Annotated in this window: 24 protein-coding genes and 1 pseudogene; 8 read left to right on the top strand and 17 right to left on the bottom strand. The window is 68.5% G+C overall.

Annotated elements, in window-relative coordinates; translation table 11 throughout:
* Positions 1–10: 10 nt before the first annotated feature.
* The 4 genes from Mco01_RS36320 to Mco01_RS36335 form a co-directional block, all read right to left on the bottom strand.
* On the bottom strand, positions 11–988 hold the full coding sequence (locus Mco01_RS36320; RefSeq protein ID WP_239104187.1) for an L-threonylcarbamoyladenylate synthase: 978 nt from the start codon (positions 986–988) through the stop codon (positions 11–13).
* 114 nt (positions 989–1,102) lie between these two features.
* Positions 1,103–2,794, bottom strand: coding sequence for an SGNH/GDSL hydrolase family protein (locus Mco01_RS36325; RefSeq protein WP_204061353.1), 1,692 nt, complete (start codon positions 2,792–2,794; stop codon positions 1,103–1,105).
* 89 nt (positions 2,795–2,883) lie between these two features.
* Positions 2,884–5,748, bottom strand: coding sequence for a helix-turn-helix transcriptional regulator (locus Mco01_RS36330; protein ID WP_204061354.1), 2,865 nt, complete (start codon positions 5,746–5,748; stop codon positions 2,884–2,886).
* A 529-nt stretch (positions 5,749–6,277) separates the two neighbouring features.
* A complete protein-coding gene (locus tag Mco01_RS36335) occupies positions 6,278–7,339 on the bottom strand; it encodes a GRAS family protein (RefSeq protein WP_275410681.1) in 1,062 nt (353 codons plus the stop codon).
* 209 nt (positions 7,340–7,548) lie between these two features.
* On the opposite strand from Mco01_RS36335, the pseudogene Mco01_RS36340 reads away from it, so the two are divergent.
* A pseudogene (locus tag Mco01_RS36340) lies at positions 7,549–7,650 on the top strand (IS5/IS1182 family transposase); the annotation flags it as partial.
* Positions 7,651–8,420: 770 nt separating this feature from the next.
* Here Mco01_RS36340 and Mco01_RS36350 read toward each other — a convergent pair.
* Both Mco01_RS36350 and Mco01_RS40380 read right to left on the bottom strand, forming a co-directional pair.
* Positions 8,421–9,050, bottom strand: a complete 630-nt coding sequence (locus tag Mco01_RS36350) for an SMI1/KNR4 family protein (protein ID WP_204061356.1) — start codon at positions 9,048–9,050, stop codon at positions 8,421–8,423.
* Positions 9,051–9,175: 125 nt separating this feature from the next.
* Entirely contained in the window at positions 9,176–9,664 is a 489-nt protein-coding gene (locus tag Mco01_RS40380; RefSeq protein WP_372445022.1) for a DUF5958 family protein, read from the bottom strand.
* 87 nt (positions 9,665–9,751) lie between these two features.
* On the opposite strand from Mco01_RS40380, the gene Mco01_RS36355 reads away from it, so the two are divergent.
* Both Mco01_RS36355 and Mco01_RS36360 read left to right on the top strand, forming a co-directional pair.
* A complete protein-coding gene (locus tag Mco01_RS36355; RefSeq protein WP_204061357.1) occupies positions 9,752–10,354 on the top strand; it encodes a DUF3885 domain-containing protein in 603 nt (200 codons plus the stop codon).
* 540 nt (positions 10,355–10,894) lie between these two features.
* Positions 10,895–11,308 (top strand): NUDIX hydrolase, encoded by a 414-nt coding sequence (locus Mco01_RS36360; protein ID WP_204061358.1) that lies wholly within the window; start codon positions 10,895–10,897, stop codon positions 11,306–11,308.
* Positions 11,309–11,692: 384 nt separating this feature from the next.
* On the opposite strand, the gene Mco01_RS36365 is transcribed toward Mco01_RS36360, so the two are convergent.
* Together Mco01_RS36365 and Mco01_RS40385 are read right to left on the bottom strand one after the other, a co-directional pair.
* Entirely contained in the window at positions 11,693–13,345 is a 1,653-nt protein-coding gene (locus Mco01_RS36365) for an ATP-binding protein (protein WP_204061359.1), read from the bottom strand.
* A gap of 105 nt (positions 13,346–13,450) precedes the next feature.
* Entirely contained in the window at positions 13,451–13,825 is a 375-nt protein-coding gene (locus Mco01_RS40385; RefSeq protein ID WP_204061376.1) for a hypothetical protein, read from the bottom strand.
* Between the two features lie 339 nt (positions 13,826–14,164).
* On the opposite strand from Mco01_RS40385, the gene Mco01_RS36375 reads away from it, so the two are divergent.
* The gene (locus tag Mco01_RS36375; protein ID WP_204061360.1) at positions 14,165–14,839 is read left to right on the top strand and encodes a winged helix-turn-helix transcriptional regulator; all 675 of its coding nucleotides are present in this window, start codon (positions 14,165–14,167) and stop codon (positions 14,837–14,839) included.
* A 1,113-nt stretch (positions 14,840–15,952) separates the two neighbouring features.
* Here Mco01_RS36375 and Mco01_RS36380 read toward each other — a convergent pair.
* The 6 genes from Mco01_RS36380 to Mco01_RS36400 all read right to left on the bottom strand — a co-directional run bounded on the left by Mco01_RS36380 (position 15,953) and on the right by Mco01_RS36400 (position 19,785).
* Complete coding sequence (locus Mco01_RS36380) at positions 15,953–16,597, bottom strand: hypothetical protein (protein ID WP_204061361.1); 645 nt, start codon at positions 16,595–16,597, stop codon at positions 15,953–15,955.
* Between the two features lie 62 nt (positions 16,598–16,659).
* Positions 16,660–16,896 carry an arylamine N-acetyltransferase family protein gene (locus Mco01_RS39520; RefSeq protein WP_239104188.1) on the bottom strand — a complete coding sequence of 79 codons (237 nt, stop codon included), beginning with the start codon at positions 16,894–16,896 and terminating at the stop codon, positions 16,660–16,662.
* The gene (locus tag Mco01_RS39525; protein ID WP_239104189.1) at positions 16,893–17,186 is read right to left on the bottom strand and encodes an arylamine N-acetyltransferase; all 294 of its coding nucleotides are present in this window, start codon (positions 17,184–17,186) and stop codon (positions 16,893–16,895) included. Before Mco01_RS39525 ends, Mco01_RS39520 begins: the two co-directional genes overlap by 4 nt.
* Before the next feature lie 64 nt (positions 17,187–17,250).
* A complete protein-coding gene (locus Mco01_RS36390; RefSeq protein ID WP_204061362.1) occupies positions 17,251–17,895 on the bottom strand; it encodes a winged helix-turn-helix transcriptional regulator in 645 nt (214 codons plus the stop codon).
* Between the two features lie 58 nt (positions 17,896–17,953).
* Entirely contained in the window at positions 17,954–18,847 is an 894-nt protein-coding gene (locus tag Mco01_RS36395; RefSeq protein ID WP_204061363.1) for a TIGR03620 family F420-dependent LLM class oxidoreductase, read from the bottom strand.
* 323 nt (positions 18,848–19,170) lie between these two features.
* Positions 19,171–19,785 carry a TetR/AcrR family transcriptional regulator gene (locus Mco01_RS36400; protein ID WP_204061364.1) on the bottom strand — a complete coding sequence of 205 codons (615 nt, stop codon included), beginning with the start codon at positions 19,783–19,785 and terminating at the stop codon, positions 19,171–19,173.
* Between the two features lie 216 nt (positions 19,786–20,001).
* Here Mco01_RS36400 and Mco01_RS36405 point away from each other — a divergent pair, with 216 nt between their 5' ends.
* From Mco01_RS36405 to Mco01_RS36415, 3 genes are read left to right on the top strand one after another with little or no spacing between them, the layout of a single operon-like run.
* A complete protein-coding gene (locus tag Mco01_RS36405) occupies positions 20,002–21,171 on the top strand; it encodes an aminotransferase class V-fold PLP-dependent enzyme (RefSeq protein ID WP_204061365.1) in 1,170 nt (389 codons plus the stop codon).
* A complete protein-coding gene (locus tag Mco01_RS36410; protein ID WP_204061366.1) occupies positions 21,168–21,488 on the top strand; it encodes a DMT family transporter in 321 nt (106 codons plus the stop codon). Before Mco01_RS36405 ends, Mco01_RS36410 begins: the two co-directional genes overlap by 4 nt.
* A 41-nt stretch (positions 21,489–21,529) precedes the next feature.
* Positions 21,530–22,249: an SDR family NAD(P)-dependent oxidoreductase gene (locus Mco01_RS36415; RefSeq protein WP_204061367.1), complete on the top strand. Its 720-nt coding sequence runs from the start codon at positions 21,530–21,532 to the stop codon at positions 22,247–22,249.
* On the opposite strand, the gene Mco01_RS36420 is transcribed toward Mco01_RS36415, so the two are convergent.
* From Mco01_RS36420 to Mco01_RS40390, 3 genes are all read right to left on the bottom strand, one after another.
* Positions 22,246–22,635, bottom strand: coding sequence for a hypothetical protein (locus tag Mco01_RS36420; protein WP_204061368.1), 390 nt, complete (start codon positions 22,633–22,635; stop codon positions 22,246–22,248). The genes Mco01_RS36415 and Mco01_RS36420 overlap by 4 nt on opposite strands.
* A gap of 146 nt (positions 22,636–22,781) precedes the next feature.
* The gene (locus tag Mco01_RS36425) at positions 22,782–25,322 is read right to left on the bottom strand and encodes a LuxR C-terminal-related transcriptional regulator (protein ID WP_239104190.1); all 2,541 of its coding nucleotides are present in this window, start codon (positions 25,320–25,322) and stop codon (positions 22,782–22,784) included.
* Positions 25,211–25,498 carry an AAA family ATPase gene (locus Mco01_RS40390; RefSeq protein WP_372445023.1) on the bottom strand — a complete coding sequence of 96 codons (288 nt, stop codon included), beginning with the start codon at positions 25,496–25,498 and terminating at the stop codon, positions 25,211–25,213. Before Mco01_RS40390 ends, Mco01_RS36425 begins: the two co-directional genes overlap by 112 nt.
* Before the next feature lie 189 nt (positions 25,499–25,687).
* Between Mco01_RS40390 and Mco01_RS36435 the strand changes: the two genes are divergently transcribed.
* Entirely contained in the window at positions 25,688–26,188 is a 501-nt protein-coding gene (locus tag Mco01_RS36435; protein WP_204061371.1) for a ricin-type beta-trefoil lectin domain protein, read from the top strand.
* The last annotated feature ends 258 nt before the right edge of the window (positions 26,189–26,446 follow it).

Below are 26,446 nucleotides of genomic sequence, written 5' to 3' on the forward strand. Positions count from 1 at the left end.
ACTGACGAGGTCAGTCGGAGGGGCGGGGCCCCGCGGCGCGGCGGAGCCGGTTGGCGATCGCCAGTCCCAGCCCCTCCTCCACCGGCAGGGACGCGACGATGAGGTCACACCCCCGCTGGTCGAGCTCCCGCAGGAACCCGTACAGCCCGCGCGCGTACGCGGTCGTCGAACCGGGGACCGCCACCACGGCGTGCGCCTTCACCGGGGCGCCGGCGAAGGTGGGGGGAAGAAGGACCCCCACCTGGTGGCCGAGCTCCTGCGCGAACTCCGCTTCGGCGACGACCTTCTCCGGCTCGACGAGGACGACCCGTGCGCGCGGCGCGTAGTGGGACGGATGCTGACCCGGCACCCGAACGTGGCTCGTCGAGTGGACGGCAAGCGAGCGCCCCAGCACCGCTTCGAGGTCCTCGCGCGTCACCCCTCCGGGCCGGAGGACACTCGGGACCTCGCCCGTGGCGTCGACGATGGTCGACTCGACGCCGACCGCGCAGGGGCCGCCGTCCAGGACGAAGTCGACGGCGTCACCAAGCTCGGCACGGACGTGGCTCGCCGTCGTCGGACTGACCGAGCCGAAGCGGTTGGCGGACGGGGCCGCGACACCGCCACCGAAGGCCGACAGCAGCGCGAGCGCGACAGGGTGGGCGGGCACGCGCAGGGCCACCGTCTCCAGGCCACCGGTCGCTTCGAGGGGGACCCGCCGGCCGCGCCGCAGGACCAGCGTGAGCGGCCCCGGCCAGAAGCGTTCGGCCAACAGGCGCGCCGTCGCCGGCACGTCCTCGGTCCAGTCGCCCAGATGCTCCCCGCCACCGATGTGGACGATCAGGGGGTGCGAGGGCGGGCGCCCCTTGACCTGAAAGACGCGCGCGACGGCGGCGGAGTCCTCGGCGTTCGCGCCCAGACCGTAGACGGTCTCGGTAGGAAAGGCCACCAGGCCTCCGGCCCGCAGCACCCCGGCCGCCTTCTCGATGTCACTGGTTACTGCCGTCACCCTCACAATCCTCCCACTGATCCAAGGCCCCCATTCCGTGGCCTCGCCACCCGCCGGCCACCGCCCCGACGGAACCGGTCGGGGCGGCGGCCTGTGGCTGTGATGAGGCGGCGGCTACTCGAAGATCAGTCCAACGCCCGGGACGCACTTGGGCTTCTTGGGAGCCCAGAGGAGGCCGTCGATGACCGTCGGAGTCTCCAGCGGCCCGCCTTGGATCCGTACCCCCGTGTAGAACTCATAGCGGACCGGCCGGAAGATGTCGCACGGGTCCTTAGGAATGTAGTCGGCCGGGATCCAGGTCGACCCGCCGCCGCCACCGCCGCCGGGTGAACCCGTGTCAGAGCCGCCCGGAACCGGCTCGCCGGGGACGGGGAACGGGAGGACTTTGCCGGGGTCGAACCAGAGGTCGGTCGACAGGACGATGCCGGTCGGGGTGATGGCGCGGCACACGCTGTCGATGTCGGTCTCCTCGCAGAGCTGCGAGGAGTTGGTGTATGCCCACTGCCCGACCGACTGGATCTCGTCCGGAGTCGCGGCGGCCAACGGCTGCGGGTTGATGGTCACGCGGTCGAAGTTCGGGCCCTGCGGGAAGAGTGCCGGCATCTTGGCCGCCAGGAAGGTCGCGAGCGCCTTGCCGATGGCCACCGCGCCGAGCTCGTTCGGGTGGAAGCTCTCCTGGAACGACTTGAAGATCTTGCCGCTCCACAGCACGTCCGGGCGGCGTACGAGGCCCTGGAAGTAGGTGTCGGGCTGGCCGAGCTCATGTCCCGCGACGACGCTGGTGCCGTTCGGCCCGGCCGTGTTCGGGTCGAAGATGTGGACCTTGGTGTTCGGATAACTGGCCTGGAACTGCGCCACCCCGTCCCGGATGGCCTGGTTCACCTTGGTCGCGAAGGGATACATCAGGTCCATGGTGTGACCGGTGATCTCCTCGATGCCGGTGTTGCCCGAGGCCTTGACAGGCAGCGGGTAGAGCGCCACGACGATCTCCGCCACCGGGTGGGTCTCCCGGACGGTCTCCAACCCCTGGACGATCTTGCCCGGCAGGGGGGTGATCCGCGACTGCAGCCGGCCCACCTCGAGAGCGACCGCCTGCTCCTGGTCGGTCTGCCAGGTGAACACTCCGAAGCGGCCGGTGGCCGGGTTCAGGTACGCCTCGGCCGCGGTGCTGACCAGGTCGGCGAAACCGGCGTCGTTGCCGCCGAGCCCGAAGTAGACGATCTTTGCCATGGTCGGGACGTCCTGGGCCTGTGGCGGATTACGGACGACCGTTCCGCCCGCGTTCTCCATCTGCGGCTCGTTCAGGTGTTTGATCCACGCGCCGGACGAGGCGTGGAAGAAGAGCCGGTCGCGCGCGAATCCCGTCAGCATCGTGTCCGAGGTGAGGGTCGGCCAGTACAACGGGTAGCGGCCCATCTCCAGGCCCGTCCAGGCCACGGCGAAGGGGGCCAGACCGGATTTGTGGGTCCAGTCCTCGCTGCCGTCGGACTTCGTCACGTACGTGTGGTTGTGGCTCGCGCCCTCTCCGCTGGTGTAGCTGTCGCCGTAGACGACCGCGTCGTACGGATCCGGTCCCGGCACGTCCACACAGGTCGGCGGGCACGGTAGCGGGACCGGCAGCGGCGGGCGCGGCGGGAGCGGAACGCCGGACGGCAGCGGCGAGAACGTCGGGAACGGGGGTCGGGTCGGCAGCGGGATCGGATCGGCGCTGGCCACCGTGGCCGGCAGGAGCAGCCCCAGGGCGGCGAACAACGTCGTCAGCACGACGTATGCCCGGGTGCGTCGTGGGTCACGGGAGGGTGACATGCGAACCTCTCTCGATGATCGCGTGGCCTGCCGCAGCAGCATGCTCCGCGGCGGCCGTCGCTAGCATCGGGCGGTTCCCTACCGCACCCCTACATCGATCCGGCGTCCGGGCCGGCGGCCGCTCGGTCGTCCCGGGCTCGCGCGTCCGCGGCCAGGTGCTGGATGAGTGTGACGCGCGACCGGACGCCGAGCTTGGCGAAGGTGCGCGAGAGGTGGGCCTCCACCGTCTTGGGGCTCAGGTACAGGCGCTCCGCGATCTGCTGGTTGGTCAGTCCGTCCACGGCGAGGCTGGCGATCTGCCGTTCCCGGGTAGTGAGCGCGGAGAGCGGACCTGCCGGTTGGCGCCGTCCCCGGGGCGCTCGGGCGGCCAGCCGGCGTTCGTCGCGGGTCAACGCGGCGGAAAGCCAGGTCGCCCCGGTGGCGGCGTACAGGGACTTGGCCCGGCCTATCTCGCCCCGGACCTTCGCGACCGCACCCAGAGCGGCATACAGTTCGGCGGCGAGTTGCCGCGTGAGCCCCTCCTCGACCGGTGCGCCGGCGGCGGCGAAATGGTCGGCGCCCCGTGCCGCGTGAACAACCGCTTCCTTCGGTCTCCCGGAAAGCATGAGCACCTTCGCCTGCGCTCGATGCGCAGACCCCAGCTGATGGGCCAGACCCGACTTCATCGCCCGGGATAGCGCGTGTTCGGCGAGCGAGCCGGCCTCGGACTGGGCACCGGCAACGGCTGTGATCGTCGCCTGGAGGGCCAGACAGCTCGTCGTGGTCGGTTCGTCGCCCGGGTCCTCCCGGGTCAGCACGGCGAGAGCGCGGTCCGGCTGCCCGGCCTCGGCGTAGACCAGCGCGAGGTCGATCTGCGCCAGCCCCGACCACCAGCCGGACCGGGGCCGGGTCCCCGAGATCCGTTCGGCCAGCTCCAAGGCGGCCCTCGGCCCGTCCCGCCACAACAGCGGACGCAGCAACAGGATGCTGGACATGGCCAGGGTCTCCCGGCTGTGGATCAGCCGGGACGACTCGCGGGCCTCCTCGGCGGCGGTCATCGCCTCGGACAGCCGTCCCTGCCGCTCGTTCAGCGCGGACAAGGCGATGAGGAGGTACGGCACGCTGTGGCTACGCCCGGCACGGTGGGCGATGTCCAGCCCGCGGCGCAGATGCCGCGAGGCGTCGTCGTAGCGTCGCAGGTGGATCTCGACCCAGGCCAGCGGTGCGATCAATTCGAGGTGCGGTGCGAGGACGTCGTCGGTCATGGCGTCCGTCAGCCACGCCGCGCGGTCGGTCTCGCGCCGGCTCTGTGCCACGTGGCCGTCGCGCAGGCTGGCCAGCGCGTGGATGGTGCGGGCGGCTGATTCCAGCGCCTCGTCGTCCGCGTCCCTCAGGGACCGGATCGCGTCGGCGGCCGCGAGCCGGGCCTTTCCCGGCTCCCGCCCCATCAGCTCCACCGCGGCCAGCCCGACCTGGGCCAGGCTGGTCGACCGGTCGCGCGCGTGCGGCCGGGTCAGCTCGGTGGTGACAAGTGCCTTCGCCTCGTCGTAGTCGCCGAGGAGTCGGTAGATCATCGAGGAGAAGCTCACCGCCGCGATCCGCAACGGCCCCGGCGCCCGCATCACCTCCTGCAGGATCTGCCGGCTGGCCGCCAGATCGCCGGTCACCCCCAGTGCGCGGCCCAGCGCCCATTGCAGTTGGACCCGCCACAACGCCTGGTCCGCCTCATCCGGCAGCAACCGGATCGCCGTCCGCAACAGCCGGACGGCGGTGGACGGAGCGGCGTCCAGTGCCGCCGCGGCCGCCGCCTCCAGCGTTCGCACCGCCTGCACGTCGCCGTGCTGCGCCGATCGCGCCGTGTGGTGGGCCAGCAGTTGCAGCGGGCCGCCGTTGCCGCGCAGGTACTCCGCCGCCCGGTCGTGGGCGCGGGAGCGCCAGGCCGCGCCGGACATCCAGTACGCCGCCGCCCGGACCAAGGGGTGACGGAACCGGAACGTGGCATCGGCCTCGACCACCAGGCCCACGCCGACCAGGTGGTCGATGGCGCGATCGAGGGCGGCCTCCGGCAGTTCGGTGATGGACGCGAGGAGGTCCAGCGAGATCGGCTCTCCGGCCACCGCCGCCGCGCAGGCGACCTGCCGGACATCCGGCGTCAGGGCGGTCAGTTCGGTGCTGAGTACGTCGAGCAGTGCCCGCTCGGGTGCGCCGCCTGCCTCGCCACCGGCCTCCGCGAGGGCCGTCAACGTCTCCACGCCGGCGTCGGCGAGCACCTGGAGGTAGAGCGGGTTTCCATGGGTGGTGCGGTAGAGCAGTCGTCGCCGGCCACGGTCCGCCTCCGGCAGCAGCGCCGCCACGTCGGTCTCGCTCAGCGGGGCGAGACCGATGTGGACGGCGGCCTCGCCGAGTTCGGCGACGGCCCGGGCGATGCCCGCGGGCACCTGGGCCGCGCGGTACGCGGTGGCGAGCAGCAACGGCGCCCGCGGCGGGCGGCGCAGCAGATACTCGGTCAGCTCCACGGAGGACTGATCCGCCCAGTGCAGGTCGTCGAGCACGATTGCGACCGGGCCGGCGGCCCCCTGGTCTTCGATGAGCCGGCGCGCGCGTTGGAAGAGCCGGTAGCGGCCGAGCCCCGCCCGCCGGGCCTCGGACGGCCCGGTGGCGTCCAGCAGTAACTCGGTCAGCGCACCCTGCGCGTCCCGGCTCGGATCACCCGGCTGGGGTTCGAACGCCGCGATGTAGACCCCGAACGGTACGTGACGTTCGAACTCGGTCGCCTGACCGTGATGGACGGCGAAGCCACGGGCCCGGGCCAGATCAGCCAGCTCGGCGAGCAGACGGGTCTTCCCCATCCCCGGATCGCCACGCACCGCCACGGCCCGTAGCGCTCCGTCCGCCGCGCCCGACACGGCCCTCGTGAGGAGGCCGAGCTCAGGGTCGCGACCGATCAGCCTGCCGTGTGCCGGTCCGTTGGCCATCTCGCCCTACCCGAGTCCGGTGAGTGAAGACAGCAGTGACGCCCAGCCTAGTGAGATGATCGTCAGTTGAAAACACGTCGCTGTTTTCGTGAGCTGGAGGCCCAGGGCTGACCTGGCCCGTTGTTCGGCGAGTACACCGTCACAGGGCCGGCGTAGTAGTAGCGGCCGTAAGGTGCCGGCTGACGCGGGATCGCGCTGGGAGCCGATGTTGGTGCAGGAGGTCCTGTTGGGCGTGGTCTGCGAGCACTTCACCAGCACGACGTACATGCCCTTGAGAATGCCGTAGGAAAGGGGTCCGGTCGCGACCGTGGCGGCGCAATCGCGCGGCGGGTCCGGCAGGGTGCCAATCTGGCGCGGTCACCGGATCGGGGTCGTCAGCCGATCCCTGCCAGCACTCCGCCACCTCCCGGGCACGATCCTCGAACACGTCAGACGAGGCGCATGGGCCGAGCACCGCGCACTGCTGGCCGTCGTCGACGTTCGGGACCTCGGCTCTCGCGCCCACGTATCGGCCAGCTGATCACCATCGCTACGCCGGCGCCGGCATTGCCTGGATGACGGCCACGAGCGATTCGCTGTCGAATCCGATGCGCACGCTGTCGCGATCCTGCCGGACGAAGGCGGGATGGGCTGTGTCCGGCAGCGCGCTCGCAGGGGCGGGCGTCGGGCGGAACCCTGCGTGGCGCAACCGGTCCAACCATCGCGCCGTTGGCTCGTGCCGTTCGTAGCGCTCCTCGTCGTCGGCGGTGCCGACGATGTCGGCCACCTCACGCCGGAAGAACAGCTTCATGGCGTTACGGTCGGCGGCTGAGGCGTCCAGCGCGTCGATCAGCCGGAAGACGTGGTGAAAGTGCTGCCAGGAGTTGCGGAACCGCTCGGGCAGAGACACCCGGTGATGATCGGAGTCCGGCTCGCACAGCACCACGGCCTCCGGCTCCGCGTCTCGCAGCCTGGCGAAGAACGTGCTCCTTTCATCGACGCCGGACAAGGAGTCACGCAGGTGGTGCAGCGCGAACGCGGCGTTCATGACCAGCGGGCGAGGCGCTTCGCGCACCAGGTCCCAGTCATCGTCGGTCATGTGCTCCGCGAGGCGGGCGACGCCGTGGAAGTCCAGCGTGACGCCGGTGTCGCGGAGAGATCGTTCGGCTTGGTGGAGGCTTTCCACCGCGGGGTCCACCCCGATGACGGTCAGCCTTCCGGGCGCCATCCCGCGTTTCGCGAGCGCGGTCAGGAGCGTCGCCTCCTGGACGCCCGAACCGATGCCGATCGACAGCAGGGTGGCCGTGCGCCGCCCGGCGAGATGCTGGGCGAGGAGGGCGCCGCCGATACGACCGGCCAGATTCACCACCGGCAGGTGTTCGGCCACCAGATCGAACAATTCGATCTGCGGCCGTTCGAACCGGCGCAGGTAGAGGTTGTCGCGCCCGTCCTGATCGGTTCCGAGCCGACGGGCCAACGCGTCGTGGTAAAGCACGTAGAGGAAGTCGTCGCCCGCGTTCTCCGGGTCGATCAGTCCGCGTAACTTGTCCAGCCAGCGCCGGGCGGTGTCGGCTCGGCCCGCATGCGTCTCTTCCACGGCCTGGCACAACATTTCGAATGCATGGGCATTCACGTCGATCCCCTATTCCTTTCATGAGGGCCGTCCGGCGGCGATTTCCTCCCGGAAATAACGACACCGAATTCGGACGAGGATCCCTACGCAGAAAAGCTGATTTCTCCTCGCACGGCCATGCTGAGACAGCGCCCTTGGGATCGACTTGTATGGCGCTTAAGAATCGGTGGTCGACATCATTCCCCGCAGTCGCCCGCCACGGGATCGAGTCCAGCCAACGCCTCGGGCGCCACCGCTGCGTCGTGGAGCGGACCGTCTCCTGGCCGGCCGGCTACCGCCACCTACTTTTGCGGTGAGCGAGGACGCTACCCGTCGCCGCTATGCGCTGGACGTGCGCGGCCTGTTGCCGTCACTGGAGATCAAAAACGCCCCGGACCGTGATCGGCTCGGGGCGTTTGGGCTGTTCAAGGGTGGTGGTCAGGGGCAGGGTCGACCTGCCGACCTACCGCTTTTCAGGCGGACCAATCACCCTGCTCGGGTAGCGGAGAGCGTGGTCAGAGGGTGGTGGACGGTGGCCGAACTGGGCCTGTGTGTGGGGACGTTGCTGTCAGGACTGCTGTCACCTCAGCCATGGCTGGAAGGTCGGAGAGATCGCCACCGTGCGGATGATGTCGCCGGCGACGAGGAACTCAAGGGGCGACCGCGTCGGCTTTGAACCCAGGCGGATAGACCTTCATGATCACCAAGAACTCCTCGGTCTCCAGATCTCCATGATCTGGCACTCAAGGTGTCCACACACCGGGGGGAGGACCCTGTATCGCGGACAACCGATGCCAGCGTTGCTTGACCACCGGTCAAGCAACGCCATCAGTGCAGGACTCAAGACGATCGTGGTCCCCAAAATGCCGAAAGGGCCTACCCGATGTTTCGAATCAGCCCTCTGACCTGCGTCGGGACGGCGGGATTTGAACCCACGACCCTTGACACCCAGGACGTGGGAATAGACGTTTTGCAGCTCATCGGGGTCTAGGTAGCTGTGAACAACGTCTGGTGACGCGCCGGTTGTTCGGCTGCGAGCATGACGTGTCGTCCCCGGATGGTCCCCACGTTGCCAGCCCTACTAGAACTCTTCGGTACGCGTGCCATCCGGGTTGATTCGGTAGTAGTAGAGACAGCGGTCCTTCGCGTGCTTGGCCTGTTCCTCGCGGTAGAAGGCGGTCAGCCGGTGCCATGACGAAATCTCGCGTGCCGCGATGCCGCGCAACCAATCTGTCAAGCGCTCATGCGTGGCGGTGGGAACATTCCCTGGACTACCACCCTCGTAATACGACCAAACTTCGGGATCGTCTCCCGAACCTCGCAGAAAATCGAACTGGTAGCCCTGGTGCATGGAGATCACCCGGTCAGTCTCCTGGAGGCGGAACGGTGAGGCATTCTCCTCCAGAAGCTCCTTCGCCGCAGACCACAGACCAAGGATGCGCGGATGGTAGACGTCAGTTCCCTGCATGAAGTGGCCTGCACCGCCACCGAGCAACAGAAGAAAGCACCGATATGCTTCCGGCAACGGCGCCGGCTGGTCGCGTTCTACCTCGCGGATCTGCTCAGTTGTCAGCCCTAGAATCTGACCAGCTACAGCCGTGGTCCCATCCGCAACGGCTGCGGCAACGGCACGCACTCGTTCCGCTGATGACAGCGACGACCAACTGTCGGGCCAACCGACCTGCCGGACTGACTGCCGCTCATCTCCCACAGTCCAAGGTCTCCTCTCGACACCCCGCCGCACCGTATCAGGCGAAAATCGGCCACGCGGCAGTAGTGCGATCAAGCCAAGACTTCTACGGTGTGAATACCCGCATGAATGTCAACGGCCGCCTACTAGGTTCCCGTTCTGCTGACCCTGAGCTTCTCCTGCCCGTCCCGCCGTGGGGCTTCCGCAGTCCCTTGGTGGTCAGGCGGTGGCTGTTTCCGTATCGCGCTGGCCCCTAACTGATGCCAGGCATGACTGCACCCGTCCATGCAGTAGCGCTCGCGCCGGCGTCGGTCTGCGACAGCAAGAAGCGCGACCAGTAACCGAAACGCCTTTACGCGCTCAGCCAGCGGCAGATTGATGATCTTTGCCAACTGCTCAGGCAGCCGCCCTCGCGTGATCAGTACCGCCGGAGTGTGGGTCCGCCGCAACCCCGCCAGGAGGACACTCTCTGGCCCATCCTCGGCAGTGGCTCCAGCCTGAGTGGAGTACACAGCCAGATCGCATAGAACAGCGAACTGGTCTTCAGACGCCAGTTCCTCGAACCAGCTGACGCCCCACGACATCGGACGAAGAGCCTGCGCCAACTCGTTCAGGATGACCGCACACTCCCGCACATCTCCCCCGTTACGACGACCAGCCCCGCCGCTTCACTGTCAATGAGCGGTTTGGCCGCCCACCAGGTCATCGGATAGAACAGCACGATGCTCCCCAATGGTTCCCTTGACCCGCAAGCACTGAGCCAGCTTTGGGAGCGGCAGTGGCCCGAGTGCCCCCCCGTCGGGCACTGGCTGCGCGGTCACCATCCGGACCGCTGGATCAGATTTCACAGCCTCCCGGAGTCCAAGCGCTACCCGGATAGCGAGGCGGAGTACGCCATCCTGCTCGACCGCCACTACACGGTGCTGGCTGAGCTCGATCCGAGCCCAGACCTCCTGGTCATCACGGCCGACTGGACGGACACTCCAACACCCACGCCCCGGAAATGGCCCAGGCGGTCAGAGGTCGCACCGGCAGCACAGCACTGGCAGACCCTCGTCGAAGAGCCAGGGGACGACCCCGACTTCCGCATCTACACGCAGCTCTACGCCGAGACACGACCATGGCGCCCCAGCATCATCGATGCCGTATTGCGAGCGGTTGCAGACGACGAAATCTACAGCGTGATCCTTAGCTCTCCCGACCTCCGGTGGCTGTATCACCCGTACGACGGCGGCGCCGATGTCATCTTGCCCACACGCGCCGAACGCGATGCTCTCAAGATTCGACACCGAGCCTGGCTGTCCACGCACTCATCAGGTCTTTAGGGACATATGTATCGCGGACAACTGATGCCAGCGCTGCTTGACCGCGGTCAAGCAGCGCCACCCGGGCCGGACACAAATGATCGTGGTCCCCGAGAGGCCGAAAGGGCCGACCCGATGCTTCGGATCAGCCCTCTGAACTGCGTCGGGACGGCGGGATTTGAACCCACGACCCCTTGACCCCCAGGACGTCGGGGTAGGCGTTCTTGCACGTCAACGGCTTTCAGAGGGGTGAGAATGTGGTTCGCGTGCATGCCAGTTGTTCGGCTGCGTGCATACCGTGTGGTCCCCAAATGGTCCCCAGCGAATCCGAGCAGATTTGCTACGAGTGGGAACGTCAGATGTTGAAGCGGAACTCTGACCGCCGCTCAGGCGACCTGCGCCGTCAAGCTCGCTGTGCTGGTCGGGCCGTCTTCTGGCCTCACGTCGGTAGTCCACCGTTGCCGACGTTTCACGATGTCTTGTGCCCCGTACGTGCCCTAGGAGCAGGGCCGCCCGCTCATCCTGCCTGTGCGGATCTGGGGCGTTGGATAGCGTGCGGCAATGACTTTCCGACTGGCGGCGTATCCAGGCGGCAGGGTCGAGCACGGGGAGGATCCATTCGAGGCCGTCATCCGAGAGGTAGCTGAGGAGACGGGCTGTGACGGGGTGGTTGAACGCTTGCTGGGTGTGGACTCAAGGGTGATCCCTGCGGCCGACCGCCTGCCCGCTCTGCCTGGTCTGCCTGGTCTGCCTGAACACCAGAATGTCGGGATCTTCTACCAGGTTCGCATCACCGGCGGCCGCCTCCGGCCTGAGCCGAACGGCGAAACCGCTGAGTCGGTCTGGACTGCGATTCCCGACGTTGCAGGCCTTCGCCGATCATCGTTGGTCGATGTCGGCCTGGCTCTTGTGCAGGCCCTTCCGGCAACTGGCCATGTCAACCCCGTCCCGGTCGGCGGCCTGATCCAGCATTGAGTAATGGACAAGATTTTCCCGCTCGGCCCGGAGCTGTAGTCACCCAGATAGACACTCACGCCCCGTCCATAAGATCATGGGCGGGGCGTTTGGGCTGTTCAGGCGCTGTGGTCAGGGGCAGGGTCGAACTGCCGACCTTCCGCTTTTCAGTGCATGGATCATGAGCGACTGAGCTGGTGTTTGTACTGGTGGGGGGCTATTGGAGGTGTGCATGGGAGTGCTTGGACGGATGCGTTAGGGCACTGTGGGTGTCACTCAGTTGGACACACAGACCAGGGGCCCCGCGACACTCCAGATCGCGGACAGCTCCACCCGTGTCATCGTCGCGGTGGAGATCCCGCTACGAATTCCGATAACCCGAGGACGGCCGGAGGTCCGCGAAGGCTACGGATGCCTGTCTGTCAGGGGAAGCCGGAGGACGAACCGGGCACCACGCGGTGAGTCTTCGATCGTGAGGGTCCCGTTGTGGGCGTGGGCGATGTCGCGCGAGATGGCCAGGCCGAGCCCGCTGCCTCCCGGCTCCCTGCGCCGGCCCTCGTCCAGTCGGACGAAGCGCTCAAATACGCGCTCTCGGTCCTGCGGCGCGATTCCAGCACCGTCGTCGCACACGGTGATGGCGGCCGAGCCCTCCACTCGTCCCACGGTGACCTCGACCCTTTTGTCCGCGTGCCGCCGGGCGTTGACCAGGAGGTTGTCGATGACCCGGATCAGCTGGATCCGGTTGCCCAGAACGTTCACATCCCGGCCCGCGTCGACGTGGACCGGCACGCCACCCGCCATGGCCGCCACCTCCTTCGCCACCAGCGCACCGACGTCGATCGGCTCGTACGCGGCCGGCCCTCCGGCACGGAGCCGAGCCAGCACCAACAGGTCGTCGACGATCGTCTCCAGCCGCTCGGTGACCGCCAGCGCCTCCCTGATGGTCTCGTGCGGGTCGACGTCGGCGGGGTAGAGCATCGCCTCCTCGAGCCGGGCGCGGAGACCGGCAAGCGGCGTTCTGAGCTCGTGAGAGGTGGAGGAGGCGAACCGACGTTGCTCCTTGAACATGTCCGCGTTGTCCACGGCGAGCCCGGCCCGGCTGGCGATGTCGCCGACAAGGGATAGATCGGCCGAGTCGTACACCGGGGAGGTCTCGTACCGGGCCAGGATGAGCGCACCCAGCACCCGGCGCGGCGTACGCAGCGGCGCGATGATGACCGAATGGGCACCCAACTCGTCGTACGGCCGCCGCCGCTGGACGTTGTACTCCTCCGGGTCAATTCGCTCGGCCAGATCCTTAGGGCCGAACAGCACCGCGGGGCCGCCGCGCAGCACTCGCGCCATCGGCGCCTGGGAGGTCTCCGGAAACGCCGGAAGCGGCCCCTCCCACTGCTTGTACTCGATACCGCTCTGGCCCTGCTTGACCACGACCGCCACCCTGTCCACCCCGTCGCCGTTGGGGCTGAGCAGGTCGATCATCGCCCAGTCGGCCAGCCGGGGCACCAGCAGATGAGACAGCCGCCGGAGCGCCTCATCCACCTTCAGGGTGGAGGCCAGCACGGTGCTGGTCTCGGCCATCAGCGACAACCGGTCGGTCAGCTTCTTCAGTGCCGCCAGGGCGGCCGCCTGCTTGTGTTCCACGGCCTTGTGCCGGCTCAGGTCGTAGAACAGGACCACTGAGCCCATGTCCTTCCCCCCGCCCAACGGGAGCGGGGCAACCATCACGCCCAAGGGGACCATGCCTCCGGATCCGCGGGTAGACCACAACTCGTCGCTGCGGACGTACACCCCCTCGGAAAACGCGGCCAGAATCTGGCAGTCCTCCCGGGGGACCGGGCTTCCGTCGGCGTTGCGGTGCAGCAGGTCGTGGGCGTCGGCTCCGAGCATCTGCCGTGCGGGACGATCGAGCAGCCTCTCGGCATACGGATTGACCAGGAGGATCTTCCCCGTATGGTCGACCACGTACAGACCCACGCGCAAACCGTGGAACAGGGCTCTGACGAGTTCCGCGCTGAACCCATACCCCGCCCAATCCTCCAGGTCGTCGCTGGCTGTCATGGCGGCTCCCCCTTACCCACCACCTGCCCAACCCGCCCGAACGGCGAACGATCCCTTAAGGGTATGTATCTCGAAAGAGACTGCTGTGTGCGCTGGGGAGATCCTTCATAGATCGTTTGCGACCCACGAGGAGCTACACACTGCTCTGGCACCAGTGGTGAGCGGCTCGGGACCTCCCGCGCCGGGCAGGTGCCGCACGGCGGCCGCCGTCGTGGCGGCGGGACGTATCCGGGGGACGGCCGCCGATTCCATGAGCAGCAGCGGCTGTCCCGTCCGTCCGTCGAACAGCGTGATGACGCCGACGATGCTCTCTAGGCCCAGTGTCGCCGGCCGGTCGTAGAAACAGGCACCGATCTTGACTGCGACGGCGTCGTCCGCGCCGCTCGCCTTGATGTGGAACTCGCCGGTACCGCTGTCCAGATGTGCCAGCCGGCTGGGCAGCGTACCGCCGGTGGCGTGGGCGACGAAGGCGTCCTTTATGAGGCCGACGTACTCGGCGGGGGGAACAGCCGTTCGACCTCGGTGCGCGTCAGCACGAGCATGATCGCAACACTACAGTCCCGGTGTTGGCTTCCGGGTTCAGATGCAACTGCTAGTACACCGCCGCGGTCGACTCTCACCAGCAAAGCCATGCCACCTTGTGCGATCACTGCTTCTCCGGATAGATGACGGGGGGTGGACGTCGCGTCACTGCGACGACTGGATGACCGGCATGGCTACGGCGTCAGGGTCTGAGAGATCTTTGACGACCGCGACTATATAGTTGGAATGTACAACTATCGAGGTGTGATTCCTTACCGCCACTGCTAGACTCGAAGTATGGTGGGCAAGCGGAAGTACGACGACGGATGCGCGGTGGCACACGCCCTCGACGTGGTCGGGGAACGATGGATGCTGCTCGTCGCACGCGAACTGCTCTTCGGTCCCAAACGCTTCACCGACCTCCGTGACGGCATGCCGGGCGTCAGCGCGGACGTGCTGACACAGCGGCTGCGCGACATGACCGCCTCCGGCATCGTGCAGCGGCGCAAGCTCCCCGCCCCAGCAAGTTCGTGGGTGTATGAGTTGACCGAGTGGGGCATGGAGCTCGAGCCGATCGTTATCCAACTCGGCCGCTGGGCCAGCCGCTCGCCAGCGCTGCCGCATGATGGCGAGATCGGGATCGATTCCCTGGTCGTGTCCCTGCGGGCGCTGTTCGACCCGCGGGCCGCCACAGGACTGGACGTCACCATCGCCCTCAAGCTCGGCGAGCAGCAGTTCCGGATCAAGGTCTCCGACGGCCGGCTCGATCTCGCCCGCGGAGCGGCTGACCACGCGGACGTGACGATGGATACCGATTCCCGCACCTTGGCCGCAGTGCTGCACGGCGGCCGCCCCCTCACCGACGCGCTTGCAAGCGGCAGCCTCGTAGTCGACGGCCCACTGCCCTTGGTCGAGCGGTTCCTCGGACTGTTCCCCCTCCCCGAACCGGCCCCCCTAGCCGCTCACCATTAAGCGCGTCCTTCTCGCCGGAAAGCCCGGGTCCGGAGCCGGACCGCGCCCCGCACCCCGAGTCGTCGACGGGGCCCGTGCCGTGGCGGCTGACGACACCCTGGAGGCGCGCTCAACGGGCAGCCGACCTGTATCCCTGGTTCGACCTCGTCACGCCCGCGCTGAACATGCGCACACCTGGCGGTCGCCCTCGGGCCGCTGAGCGGCGGAGCGATCAGGTAGGGCCTGAACGGTAGTGGGTCTTCTGGGTCAACGTGCCCGTCGGCGCGGTCGTGGTGGCGCTGGTCCCGCGGCGGATCGTGGAGAGCCGCGGCCCGAGTCCTCACCTGAGTACGTCCAGGCCCAGCATCTGGCGGACGCCTGGTGCGCGGTGTTCATGTGGCACAAGACCAGGGACGCTCCGCCTGCGATCACACACGACGTCTTCCGAGCGCTGCAGGATCCGCAGGCCACGGCCGCCCCTCAGAGCACCCATGACGAAATTGTGAGGCTACGCGACGAATACCGGTTCTTCCACTGGCACCTCGCGTTCCCCGACATCTTCACCGTCCCGGAGCTGGCCTCCTAGGCGAGTTGCTCGTCGATCCTGCGTAGCGTGCGCCGGGCCCGGTCGGCCCGGTACTGGTAGTAGATCATCTGATCGCGTCGGGGCCGGCTTGCGCTAAAAGGCCAGGGCTGGATGAAGATGTACCCGTCGGGGAACGGGGGGTGGGGGTGCTCGCGCCGCCACTGCTTGACCCGGCGGTCAGCCGTTGCCGCGCCACCGCCTTGAGCGTCTCCAGTTCGGCGTCGTCGTGCGCTGGTCCGATGTGCTCGATCTGGCGTGACCCGCGGCGGGAGGAGTACACGATCTGCACCGCACGGGCGCCGGAGGCCGTTTTCACCGTCCGCACGTACGGAGACACGGCCACCAGCGTGGAGACGTGATCGGTTTAGTGCGCATTTTTCGTCATTCCCGGCGGGGGACCACGAGGTCAGCGCTCTGCACTCACCCGTGATCTCGAAACGTGAGCCAAGTCAGGGACCGGGCTCGGACGGACACGGTGATCACCGACGTGATGCCGCGCCGGATCCGGGCGTCCCCACGGCCGGGCGACCCGCCCCGGCGACCGCGGTTCAGGCCGATGGCATGAGACACCCGGCGACCGTGGCCAGGTGGTCCAGTGCGGCATCGACCTGGTCGAGTGGAATACCAGGCGTCGGAGGAATCCAGGTCCACGTCAGGATGGACGTACTCGAGATCCGCCACGCCCGGGCGGGCCGGTCGAGCAGCGCCGGGGCCAGGTCACGCAGCGCCCTGGCCGCCCATGCGGCGTCGGCGGCGTGGACGTGGAACCGCTCGTCTACGCGCGGATCGCCGGTCGTGACACCCGGGTAGGCGGCCGGGGCCGGCGTGCGCGGCGTCACCTGCAGGAGCGGCACCGGAGCCGGCAGGTCCAGCAGGGCGGCGATCCAGTGGCACGAGTTCTCGCGGCCACGGCGGCCGAAGCCGTCATCGAGGATCTCCTGTTCGCGCGTGTACGTGAAGACGACCGCGGACCGGTCGCGGAACCCGCCGTGCATCACGTCTGACAGCCGATGCCGGTGGCGGCCCAGCACCGGGTAAGGGAACGCATCAGTGGTCGGCTCGGGCAGGTGGAACGGCTCCCCGTGCAGCTGCTCGAGGAGCGCGCCTTCCTTTTCGCCCGAGAGGGCGAAGGTCCAGCCGCGCTCCGCCGCGAAGGCCCGCATCGCGTGGAATTTCCCGCGGAAACCATTCATGAGGTCGCTCCATGAAGATCAACGGTGAACCGGCGAGGTCGGCCCTTCACGCGGAATGCTCGTCAGCCACACGACCACCCGATCAACTCCCGTGCGGCGGAAAGTGGGGGTCCTGGGAGACCTTGACCGACGGCCGACGCTGTCGGGACGCGGGCCGTCCCCATGCCGAGGTCGACGAGCCAGCGGCCGTCGGGCGCCTCGGACGACGGCAGTCCGGAGACAGTGAGCACCAGATGATTGGCGCCGGCCCAGGCAGCGGAGGCCGCGATGTTCTGAATCCCGCCGACATGCCTGGTCACCTGGTAACCCAGGGCGCGGAGCAGCAGCGAGAACGCCCCCCGTTGAGGTGGAAGCAGTATCCGCCGCCACCCGCCACGCGCCGCGCCGACTCGGCGGGGTCCACGGTGGTGGGCCGGTCGAGCCGGACCTCCAGGCACTCGCACGGCACCCGCTCGGCGTGTGCCCTGTGCAACACCTCGAGAGCCTCGACTCTTGGCCTGTGCTGCGTGAGCTCACCGAGGTCGAGCCTGCCAAGGTAGCCGGCGACATCCACGTGGCCGGCCATGCCGCTGCCGGCAGATCCGTTCACGGCGCTTCGCATCTGGACAGTCACCCGGTCCTTTCACCGCCCGCCGAGGTTCGCGGCAGCGCGGTCAGAGCTCGGTGAGGGCACCGAGAAACCGCTCGAAGGCGCCGCCGTCACCGCTGATCTCCACCCGGTCCCCTACCTGGCTTAGGGGGACTTCGTCGATCACCAGTGCCTTGAAGGTCGCGGGGTCGGTGCGTACGGCCGCGTCCCACCGCTGCGGCTCGCCCCGTTGGATGGCGAGTACGCCGCCGGAGATACGGACGGTGAAGACGTCCTCGTCGATCTCCAGCCGGAAGAGCGCCTCCAGGCCGGCCAGGAGAGCAGGGTCGAGATGGCTCTCCATGGCCAGCATCAGGGAGTCCGTGCCCAGCGTCGTGGTCGCGTGCGTCAGCGGCGGGGAGTTGCGGCCCCAACGGCCCAGGTAGATGAGGACGGGCTCGAGTTCGTGCCCCCATTCGGTGAGCTCGTACACCCAGGCCCGGGCCGGTGGGCCGAGCTTACGCCGCTGGATGACGCCGCCTTCCTTCAGATCACGCAGCCGCTGCGTCAGCACGGTGGGGCTGGCGCCGGGCAGGCCGGTCTTCAGGTCGCTGTACCGCTTGGGGCCGAAGAGCAACTCTCGGACGATCATCAGCGCCCAGCGCTCGCCGACCACATCGAGAGCGCGCGCGGCGGCGCACGGATCACCGTACGTACGGGCCGTTGTCATCGGCTCCTCCTGACCTATCGTCGGCCCGTCCTGAGCTCCGGCCCCGGACGGCTCTGCGTCACCGGGAGGCGTGCCGGGGCAGGAGCGCGGAGGCGAGCTGCCGCCAGTAGGGCATCGCGGACTCGCCCGGGTCGATCCCGATCACCTGTACCGCGACGTGGTCGGCGCCGGCGTCGAGGTGGGCGCGCAGCTTGCGGACGACGGTATCCAGGTCGCCCCAGAACACGAAGTCGTCGACGAGCCGGTCGCTGCCGCCGCCTGCGATCTCCTCCTCCGCGTAGCCCAACCGGCGGAACTTCGCGATGTTGTACGGGGTGTTCAGGTAGAGGTGCAGGTGCTCACGCGCGATTGCCCGGGCGCTTTCAGGGTCGGTCTCGAACAGCACCGGATGCTCGACGGCCAGGAACGCCTCCGGGCCGAGGATTTCCCGTGCCTGCGCGGTGTGCGCCACGTTGACGTGGTACGTCTGGGCGCCGACGGCGCGGTCCCTGGCCAGGTGGAGCATCTTGGGCCCGTACGCGGCAAGGACGCGGCGCATCGGAACCTTCGGCAGGGGGTTGGCCGTCTTCAGCGCGTCCATCTCGTCGAGGTACGCGGTCATGGCCGCCAGCGGCTTGACGCCCGGCCGCGGTACGCCGCCGAACCCCAGGCCGAGCACGTGCCGGCCGGGATAGGCGTCGGCCAGCAGCAGCGCGGCGGCGTAGGTCCAGGAGGCGCCGCGGGACCAGATCGGCGCGATGCCGTTGGCGATGTGCATCCGCTCGGTGCAGGACAGCAGATAGCCGGCGTGCGTCAGCGCCTCCCGTCCGAAGACTTCGGGTATCCATAACGCCCGCCAGCCGAGTTCCTCCAGCTCCTGGACCGACTCGCGCATGCGCACGGCCGGTTGGTGTTCGAAGTCGAAGGTGTAGATCCCGAACGTGCCGAGGTCCATGCGCTCGATCCCACTCACCGATACGTCTCCCTGTGCTGGTCGCCGATGGCGCGATATGACGAGGCCCGCGCGACCGAGGTCCCCTCGGCGCGGGCCAAGCTCGTTTACTACGTATGTCATAGTAGCTGCTTTGATTGTTGTAGCAACTGCTGCGATCTCGCCTCTGGCGCCACCGGACCGGCGGTCTGGGAGTTCGGGAGCATGGGTGTGCCCGAGGCCTTCGCGCGGATCATCAAGGAGCAACGCACGGCCACGTCGTCGACCGGGCCGGGGTCGCGGGCCTCGACTGCGCCGAAACGCCGTGCCACCGCGGGGCGAGCATGGCCCCGGGGGCCCGCCCGTCACCGCTGGGACGTCACCGGGCCAAGGACGCCTTCAGCGAGCCGCGTCAGCGCGGCGACGATCCGCTCCGTCGTGTAGCCGCGCTCGTGCCGCTGGTGCAGATAGACCTCGGGAGCGAGCGGGGCGAGCAGGAGGTCCACCAGCGGTTCGGGATCCGTGGTCCCGGCGGCAACGAGGAGCACCCGGACATGGCTGCTCCAGAAACGGTAGGAGCCCGGCGCGAAGCGCGACCGTCCTACCTCGGCTCCGAGCAGCAGCGGCGCATGTTCTTCGAGCAGGGTCACCATCGCCGCGTAGAAGGCGCCCAGTCGTTCGGCCGGTGGGGCACCGGGGCCCAGCGGCGGATCGCCCCGCAGGATCTGTTCCTGCAACCTGCGCTCATGCTCGTCGAGCAGGGCGAGGGCGAGTGAGGCGACATCCGGGTAGCGACGGTAGAGCGTGGCGCGCCCCACCCCCGCCGCCCGTGCGACCGCGTCCATGGTGACTCCGCCTGCCGGCGGCGCGGCGAACAACTTCGCCGCAGCCGCGAGGATCCGCCGGCGGTTGTGGGCCGCGTCCGCGCGTTCGGCGAACGTCTCGGACTGACCAAGTACGGGAAGGTCAGCGGTGCTCACCCGGCCGGTCCCTTCCTCGCGAGGCGCCTTCCACCGGAAACGTTAGCAAACACAGCGCCTGGTGCCCCGCCGCCGAGGACGGGTCCAGGTGTTCCGCCCGAAATCCGGCGCCACCTCGACGACAGTCGTCTAACCGAGGCGATGTGGACACCGAGTCCGGTTGTTGGGTACCGTAGCCCTAACCGGACAGTGTGTCCACATACTCGAAAGGAAACGATGACTGCACCGCCCCTGCCGCGAGACAAGTTCCCCGCCACCGATCGCTGGGTCTACCTCAACCACGCCGGAATGGGGCCGATCCCCTCACCCGCGGTCGAGGCCATGTCCCAGCGGGCGATGGAAATCGCCCGCTCCGGAGAACTCGCCTGGCCCGATCACAAAGCCCACGTCGAGGAGGTCCGCGATCGCGGCGCCCGGCTGATGGGAGCGCCCAGCGAGGACGTGGCCTTCATCAGGAACACCACGGCCGGCCTCGGCCTGGTCGCGAGCGGCCTGGACCTCGGCCCGGGCGACCGCGTCGTCGTCTGCGACCTCGACTTCCCCTCGTCGCTGTACCCATGGCTCGCCCTGCGCGAGCGTGGCGTGCGGGTCGACCTGGTCGGCCCGGTCGGAACCGCGGAGACCCTGCCGACACAGGTGTTCGCCGACGCGATCGCGGCCGGCCCGCCACCGGCGGTGGTGTCCACCAGCTGGGTGCAGTTCCGCCGCGGATGGCGCGTCGACGTGCCCGCGCTCGCCCGGGTCGCCCACGACGCGGGGGCGCTGCTCTGCGCCGACGTGATCCAAGGGCTCGGCGTGATCCCCGCCCACCTGGACGCCTGGGGGGTGGACTTCGCGATGGCCGACGGCCACAAATGGCTGCTCGGACCTCCCGGCACCGGCTTGCTCTACGTACGCGGAAAGCACCGCGACCGGCTGCGCCCGCTGGAACCCGGCTGGAACTCCATGACCCACCGCGAGCAGTGGGACGAACTCGCGTTCGCCTACGACCGCAGCGCCCGCCGCTACGAAGGAGGCATGCCGAACATCTCCGGCGTCGCGGCCCTCGGCGCGTCGCTGGAACTGCTCCTGGACGCGGATGTGACGACGATCTGGGCACACGTGGACGCTCTGTGCGAGCACCTCTGCGACGGCCTCGCGCGCCTCGGCGCCACAGTGATCACCCAACGGTCCCCCGGGCACGGCTCCGGGATCGTCAGCGTGACGTTTCCCGGCCACGACGCCGTGACGCTCGGCGACCGGCTACGGGCTCGCGGGTTCGTCGTCGGCGCCCGCAGCGGTGCCCTGCGATTCTCGCCGCACGGCTACAACACCGTCGAGGAACTGGACCGGCTGCTGGACGCTCTCGAACCCCTGTTGCCCGCGGCCGCCGAGGTGTCCCGATGAGCTGGATCTGGCTGGTGACGGCCGGCCTGCTGGAGGTCGCCTGGTCCCAGAGCATCAAACCGACCGAGAACTTCACTCGTCCCCTTCCCACGGTGCTGTGCCTGGCGTTGGCGGTCGCCGCCGTCTATCCCCTCACCCTGGCGATGCGCACCATCCCCGTCGGCACCGCGTACGCCGTGTTCGTCGGCATCGGCGCCGTCGGCGCCATCACGCTCGGCGTGATCGTCAACCACGACCCGCTCACCGCCGGACGGCTCGGAGCGCTCGCCCTCATCGTCGCCGGCGTCATCCTCGCCCGCCTGGTCACCGCCGGATAGTCTCATCGTTTTAATGATCACTAGGTAGTATTGTCCGACAAATGATGCTGGAAGACTTCGCGAACGTGGGTGACAAGCGCATCGCCTTGGTGACCGGGGCGGCCGGCGGAATCGGACAGGCGATCGTGGACGTCCTGCGGCGAAAGGGATGGCGGACCGCCGGGGCCGATCTGAAGCCATCGACCGCCGACATGCATTACCCGGTGGACCTCAGCGATCACGGGCAGGCGTCGGCGCTCGTCGGCCTGGTCGCATCGGATATGGGACTGCCGACAGCATTGGTCAATGCGGCGGGGATCTACCGCGCGGTGCACCTCCCGGAAACCGATGAGCGGTACATCGAAGAAGTCATGGCCGTCAACCTCGTCGCTCCGCTCGTGCTGTGCCGTGAGTTCATCGGCAGGCATGTCGCGGGCGGTACTCGTGCGAGCGTGGTGAACGTGGCGTCCGTCAGCGGCGAGATGGGCAGTCCAGATCCCTCGTACGCGGCTTCCAAAGGCGGACTGATCGCCATGACGAGGGGACTCGGCCGGGCCTACGCCGCACAGGGCGTCAGGGTCAACGCGGTCGCTCCCGGAGTCATCGACACCGAGATGGCCGCGCTGATCCCGGCGGATCGCCGCAAGCAGTACCGCCGGTCGATTCCCAGCGGCAGGTTCGGGACCGCCGAGGAGGTCGCCGCGGCGGTCGCGTTCCTGCTCGACGACGAATCGTCCTACATGGCGGGAACGGTGCTGGACGTCAACGGCGGCCTCTTTTAATCGTGCCGGGCCCCGCGAACCGGCACCGTCAACAGAGGGCGGGCCTTCAGCCGGCTACCGTGACGTGAAATCGGCGCCGTCGACGCGGCGCCGGTGAACCAGTTCCGGTGGGTCCGGACGAAGGTGACCACGAAGATCAGCTGGAGGGCGCCCTCGACGAGGATCAGCAGCGCGGAGTCCAGTACGAGCAGCGCGGAACGGCCCTCGATGATGGCGCCGACGGCACGCCGCAGCGCGGCGACCGCGATCGTCGAACAGGTTGCGGGTACGCAGCAGGTCGCGGAGCACGTAGTGCAGGTCTGTCCGCATGGAGACCTGCAGTCGGAAGGGGATGGACTGCTGCCGGCGGTGATCGGCGCGGCGGTCACCGCGATCCGGATCCGCACGCGGGGCAGTATTCCAGCAGGTTGCGCTGTTCGTAGGCGCGGCACCGCAGTAACCCGGCGGTTCACCCGCCGCCGCCACCCGCCACGGATGACCACGATCGTCCGTGGCGGGTGACGGCGCTTCACCTCGCTGGCCAGGCGGGGCGTCACGCGTCGAGGTCGAGGCTGGCGAGCTGCGTGCGGGTGGTGATGTCGAGCTTGGGATAGGCCCGGTGGAGGTGCTGGGCCACGGTACGCGGACTGAGGAAGAGCTGTGCGGCGATCTCGCGGTTGGTGGCGCCGGTCGCCGCGAGCCGCGCGACCCGAAGCTCCTGCGCGGTGAGCTTCGCGGCCGGACCGGAGGCCGGGGCGGCGCCAGAGGAGTTGTCGCCGGTGGCACGGAGCTCCTCACGGGCACGGACCGCCCAGAGCCGGGCCCCCAGGCGCTGGAAGATCTCCAGCGCGGCTCTGAGCCGAACCCGCGCGTCGGCCCTGCGGTGCTCGCGCCGCAACCATTCACCGTAGGCCAGCAGCGTGCGCGCCTGCTCGAACGGCCGATGGAGTGCTGAACCGTCCCGCAGCGCCGCCGCGAAATATGGTTCGGTCTGGCCGGCAGGGCTGAGCAGCGCTCGGCAACGGGCCAGGGTGGCCGGAGCCCACGGGTCAAGGATGCGTCCGGCATATCGGTCGAGTTCCTCCATCCGCCGCGCGGCGATACCCGGCTCCCCCGCGCGGATGGCCGCTTCCAGGTGGTCGGCCGTGCTTCGAACCCACGCGCTGCTGCAGGGCCAGAACGGAAACCGGTTCGCCATCCGGCTCAACGCGGCCTCATAACGGCCATGGCCGAGATCCAGCAGCGCCAGCGCCCAGGTCGCCTCCGCCGCGCTCGGCGGTGTCCCGGAGTCATCGGCGTGCCGGATCGCCTCCCCCGCGAGTGCGCGACACCGCTCGTCGTCCCCATCGAGAGCCGCCAGCCAGGCCAGTGAACCGCGCAGGTAAGCGGCCACCGACGTCTGGCGGGTATCCAGGGCCAGGGCCAGGGCCTCCTCCGCCGTATCGGCGGCGGCGCGATGTCGTCCCAGCAGCGTCTGAGCGCATGCCTGGTGGAACAAGGCGTTCGCCAGATGACCGATCAACCCGGCATCTCGGGTTGAGGCGACCATGGCTGAGGCGACCTCCAGCGCCTCCTCGGCTTTGCCTGCGACATTCAACATGCGCGCCGTCCACGTCTGCTCCCAGACCTCGATCGGGCGCGGCGCGCTGAACAAGGCCTCGTCCGCGCCCTCGCCCAGGAGGATCCGGTAGTAGCCGCGAACATGCCGCATGTACGGCTGGAATTCGTGATCGGGCTGAAGAGCAAGCGTGTCCAGGAGCGTCACCGCCTCACCGACGAGTCGCGTGTCGGCGCCATGACCGGCCCAATATGCGGCCGCCACCAGCAGCTTGGCGGCTTCGAGGGGTTCACTGTCGGAGATCTGGGCTGCACCGTCGATGGAGATGCGCGCCGCGGTCAGCGGGCTGCCGCGCTCGAACGCGAGCCGCCCGCGGGCGCCGGCGAGCCGAGCCACAACAGCCGGCTCGTCGGTCAGCCGCGCGGCGGTGGCGCAGAGTTCCTCGGCCTGCCTGAACCGGCCCGCCTCCAACGCCGCCGTCGCGGCCGCCGCAAGCCGCCGTGCCCGGGCGGCGTTCTCCTCGCTGAGCTGGGCAGATCGTTCGTAGACGCGCGCCGCGGCGGCATGACCGTCGCGCCGGGCGACGCTGTCGGCAACTCGCTCCAGGGCGGCGGCGACCTTCTCGTCCGGCACCAGGGTCGCCGCGGCGAGGTGCCGAGCCCACCGGTCGGGGTGGCTGCCCCGCAGGATCTCCGCGAGTGCCCGGTGAGCGACCTGCCGCTCGGTGAACAGCGCGGCCTGGTAGACCGCCGCCCTCACCAGCGGATGCCGGAACCGGACCGAACCGACAGTGACGATCACCAATCCGGCGCGCTCCGCCTCGGCGAGCGCGGCGACCGGCAAGGCCAGTACGTCGGCCGCCCGCATCACCGTCGCGAGATCTCCGGTGCCCTCCGCCGCCGCCAGGACCAGCAAGGTCCGGGCCGCCTTACCGAGCCGGCCGACCCGTCCATGGAAGACACGTTGGAGCCGATCGGTGATCGGTAACGGACCCGCGTCCAGGTCGTTCTCCTCGCTCACCGTCTTGGGCAGTTCCATCAGCGCGAGTGGGTTCCCAGCCGCGGACTCCAGCACCCGGTCCCGCAGATGCCCCCGCAATGCGGGCGCTTCCCTGGCCAGTAGCGCGGCGGCCGCCTCGGGAGCCAAACCGTCCAGCCGGAGCGTGGGCGGGTCGACGCTGATCGGCAGGTCTCCGGAAGGTCCGGTCTTCTGCCTGGACGCCACCACGAGGCCTACGGGGTCGTACGCGATGCGGCGAGCCACGAGATACAGCGCTTCGGCGGACCCGGCGTCGCCCCATTGACCGTCGTCGATCAGGCACAAGAGCGGACGCTCGGCAGCGAGCCCGGACAGCAGCGTCAGGGTGGCCACGCCGACGAGAAACTGGTCCGCGGCGGTGGCCCGGCCCATACCGAACGCGCCTTTCAGCGCGGATGCCTGCTGCTCGGGCAGGTCGTCGATCGCGTCAAGGGCAGGTTGAAGCATCCGGTGAAGAGTGGCATAGGGCAGTTCGGCCTCACCCTCGACACCTGCCACACGAAGCACGCACATCTGGGCCGGGCTCGCTCCGCGGCATGGTCCAGTAGCGCGGACTTGCCGATCCCGGGCGGGCCCTCCAGAACCAATGCCCGGCCGACGCCGGCCCGGGCGTCATCGACCAACTGGTCGATGACCGCGAGTTCACCGTTCCTGCCCACGAGTACTTCCATCATTTTACGGCAGTACAACGACTTCAACGCGGAGCTTTTCACCGACCTGGCAGGGCGCAGTGAACACCGTTCCTCCAAACTTCCACATCACGACGGAGAAATGCGTCATCTGACGCTATCGCCGTCGGCATCGTGATGGTGAACTTCGTTGCGAGATTTCCACAGCCCCTCGTTCAAAGGAGGAAGAACGATATGAGGCTCAAGGTAGTTGCCCTGGTCGCGCTCGGAGCGGCCGCTATTGTCTCCCAGATGGCGTTCCCGGCGCTCCCGGCCTCCGCCACGTCCAAATACATGATCAAGAACGTCGCGACCGGGAAGTGTCTCCAGGGCACAATCGACAACAAAACAAATGCCGCCTACGAAGTGAAAATGGCCACCTGCAACCGGAGCAACACCGCTCAATGGTGGGGCGAAAGCGTCCACAGGATCGTGATGGTGAACCCGAGCGGTTTGGAAGGCAGCAGATGCCTCAGCGTACCGACAAGTCCGAGCGGGAGTTTCGCTCGGGATGTGTACGCCGCTCCGTGCGGGGCGGCGGGCTATCAGCAGACCCTGTCGTTCGGAGTCACCTCGAACTACCCCATCTACTCACCTCAACCGGCCTGCTATGTCGGCCACTATTCCTCCTCCGACAGTTGGGCTTCCTGCTATGTGAGCAGCGGCAGCTACACGCGCTGGACCTGGGTCGCGTAGCGGCGCCCAGGTACTCTGATGCCTTCGGCGTCCCGGCCTGTCCCGGGCCGGGACGCCGAAGGCATCGCCGCCACCTCTGCCACTACGATCCGAGGTCACAGCTCCGGTCACCCTCTATCGGCGGCCGCCGCCCGGTCCTCGTCCTGGCGGGACCGTGACCCGAACTGTTCGAGGGCGTCGCTCACCGGAGACCGATCTTGGGACGGACCCACTCGGCGTACTTCCGGATCGCGTCGTCGGCCTCGGGCGCGTACCCAG

This window comes from Microbispora corallina (assembly GCF_016863035.1).
GTDB lineage: Bacteria > Actinomycetota > Actinomycetes > Streptosporangiales > Streptosporangiaceae > Microbispora > Microbispora corallina.

Bases quoted from the DNA above. Each gene is read 5' to 3' on its own strand.
- Mco01_RS36390 (WP_204061362.1), bottom strand. From the start codon at position 17,895: ATGACAACGGCCCGTACGTACGGTGATCCGTGCGCCGCCGCGCGCGCT.
- Mco01_RS36380 (WP_204061361.1), bottom strand. From the start codon at position 16,597: ATGAATGGTTTCCGCGGGAAATTCCACGCGATGCGGGCCTTCGCGGCG.
- Mco01_RS36360 (WP_204061358.1), top strand. From the start codon at position 10,895: ATGACTTTCCGACTGGCGGCGTATCCAGGCGGCAGGGTCGAGCACGGG.
- Mco01_RS36325 (WP_204061353.1), bottom strand. From the start codon at position 2,794: ATGTCACCCTCCCGTGACCCACGACGCACCCGGGCATACGTCGTGCTG.
- Mco01_RS36415 (WP_204061367.1), top strand. From the start codon at position 21,530: ATGATGCTGGAAGACTTCGCGAACGTGGGTGACAAGCGCATCGCCTTG.
- Mco01_RS36375 (WP_204061360.1), top strand. From the start codon at position 14,165: ATGGTGGGCAAGCGGAAGTACGACGACGGATGCGCGGTGGCACACGCC.
- Mco01_RS36330 (WP_204061354.1), bottom strand. From the start codon at position 5,748: ATGGCCAACGGACCGGCACACGGCAGGCTGATCGGTCGCGACCCTGAG.
- Mco01_RS36355 (WP_204061357.1), top strand. From the start codon at position 9,752: ATGCTCCCCAATGGTTCCCTTGACCCGCAAGCACTGAGCCAGCTTTGG.
- Mco01_RS40390 (WP_372445023.1), bottom strand. From the start codon at position 25,498: ATGATGGAAGTACTCGTGGGCAGGAACGGTGAACTCGCGGTCATCGAC.
- Mco01_RS36435 (WP_204061371.1), top strand. From the start codon at position 25,688: ATGAGGCTCAAGGTAGTTGCCCTGGTCGCGCTCGGAGCGGCCGCTATT.
- Mco01_RS36335 (WP_275410681.1), bottom strand. From the start codon at position 7,339: ATGTTGTGCCAGGCCGTGGAAGAGACGCATGCGGGCCGAGCCGACACC.
- Mco01_RS36365 (WP_204061359.1), bottom strand. From the start codon at position 13,345: ATGACAGCCAGCGACGACCTGGAGGATTGGGCGGGGTATGGGTTCAGC.
- Mco01_RS36405 (WP_204061365.1), top strand. From the start codon at position 20,002: ATGACTGCACCGCCCCTGCCGCGAGACAAGTTCCCCGCCACCGATCGC.
- Mco01_RS36410 (WP_204061366.1), top strand. From the start codon at position 21,168: ATGAGCTGGATCTGGCTGGTGACGGCCGGCCTGCTGGAGGTCGCCTGG.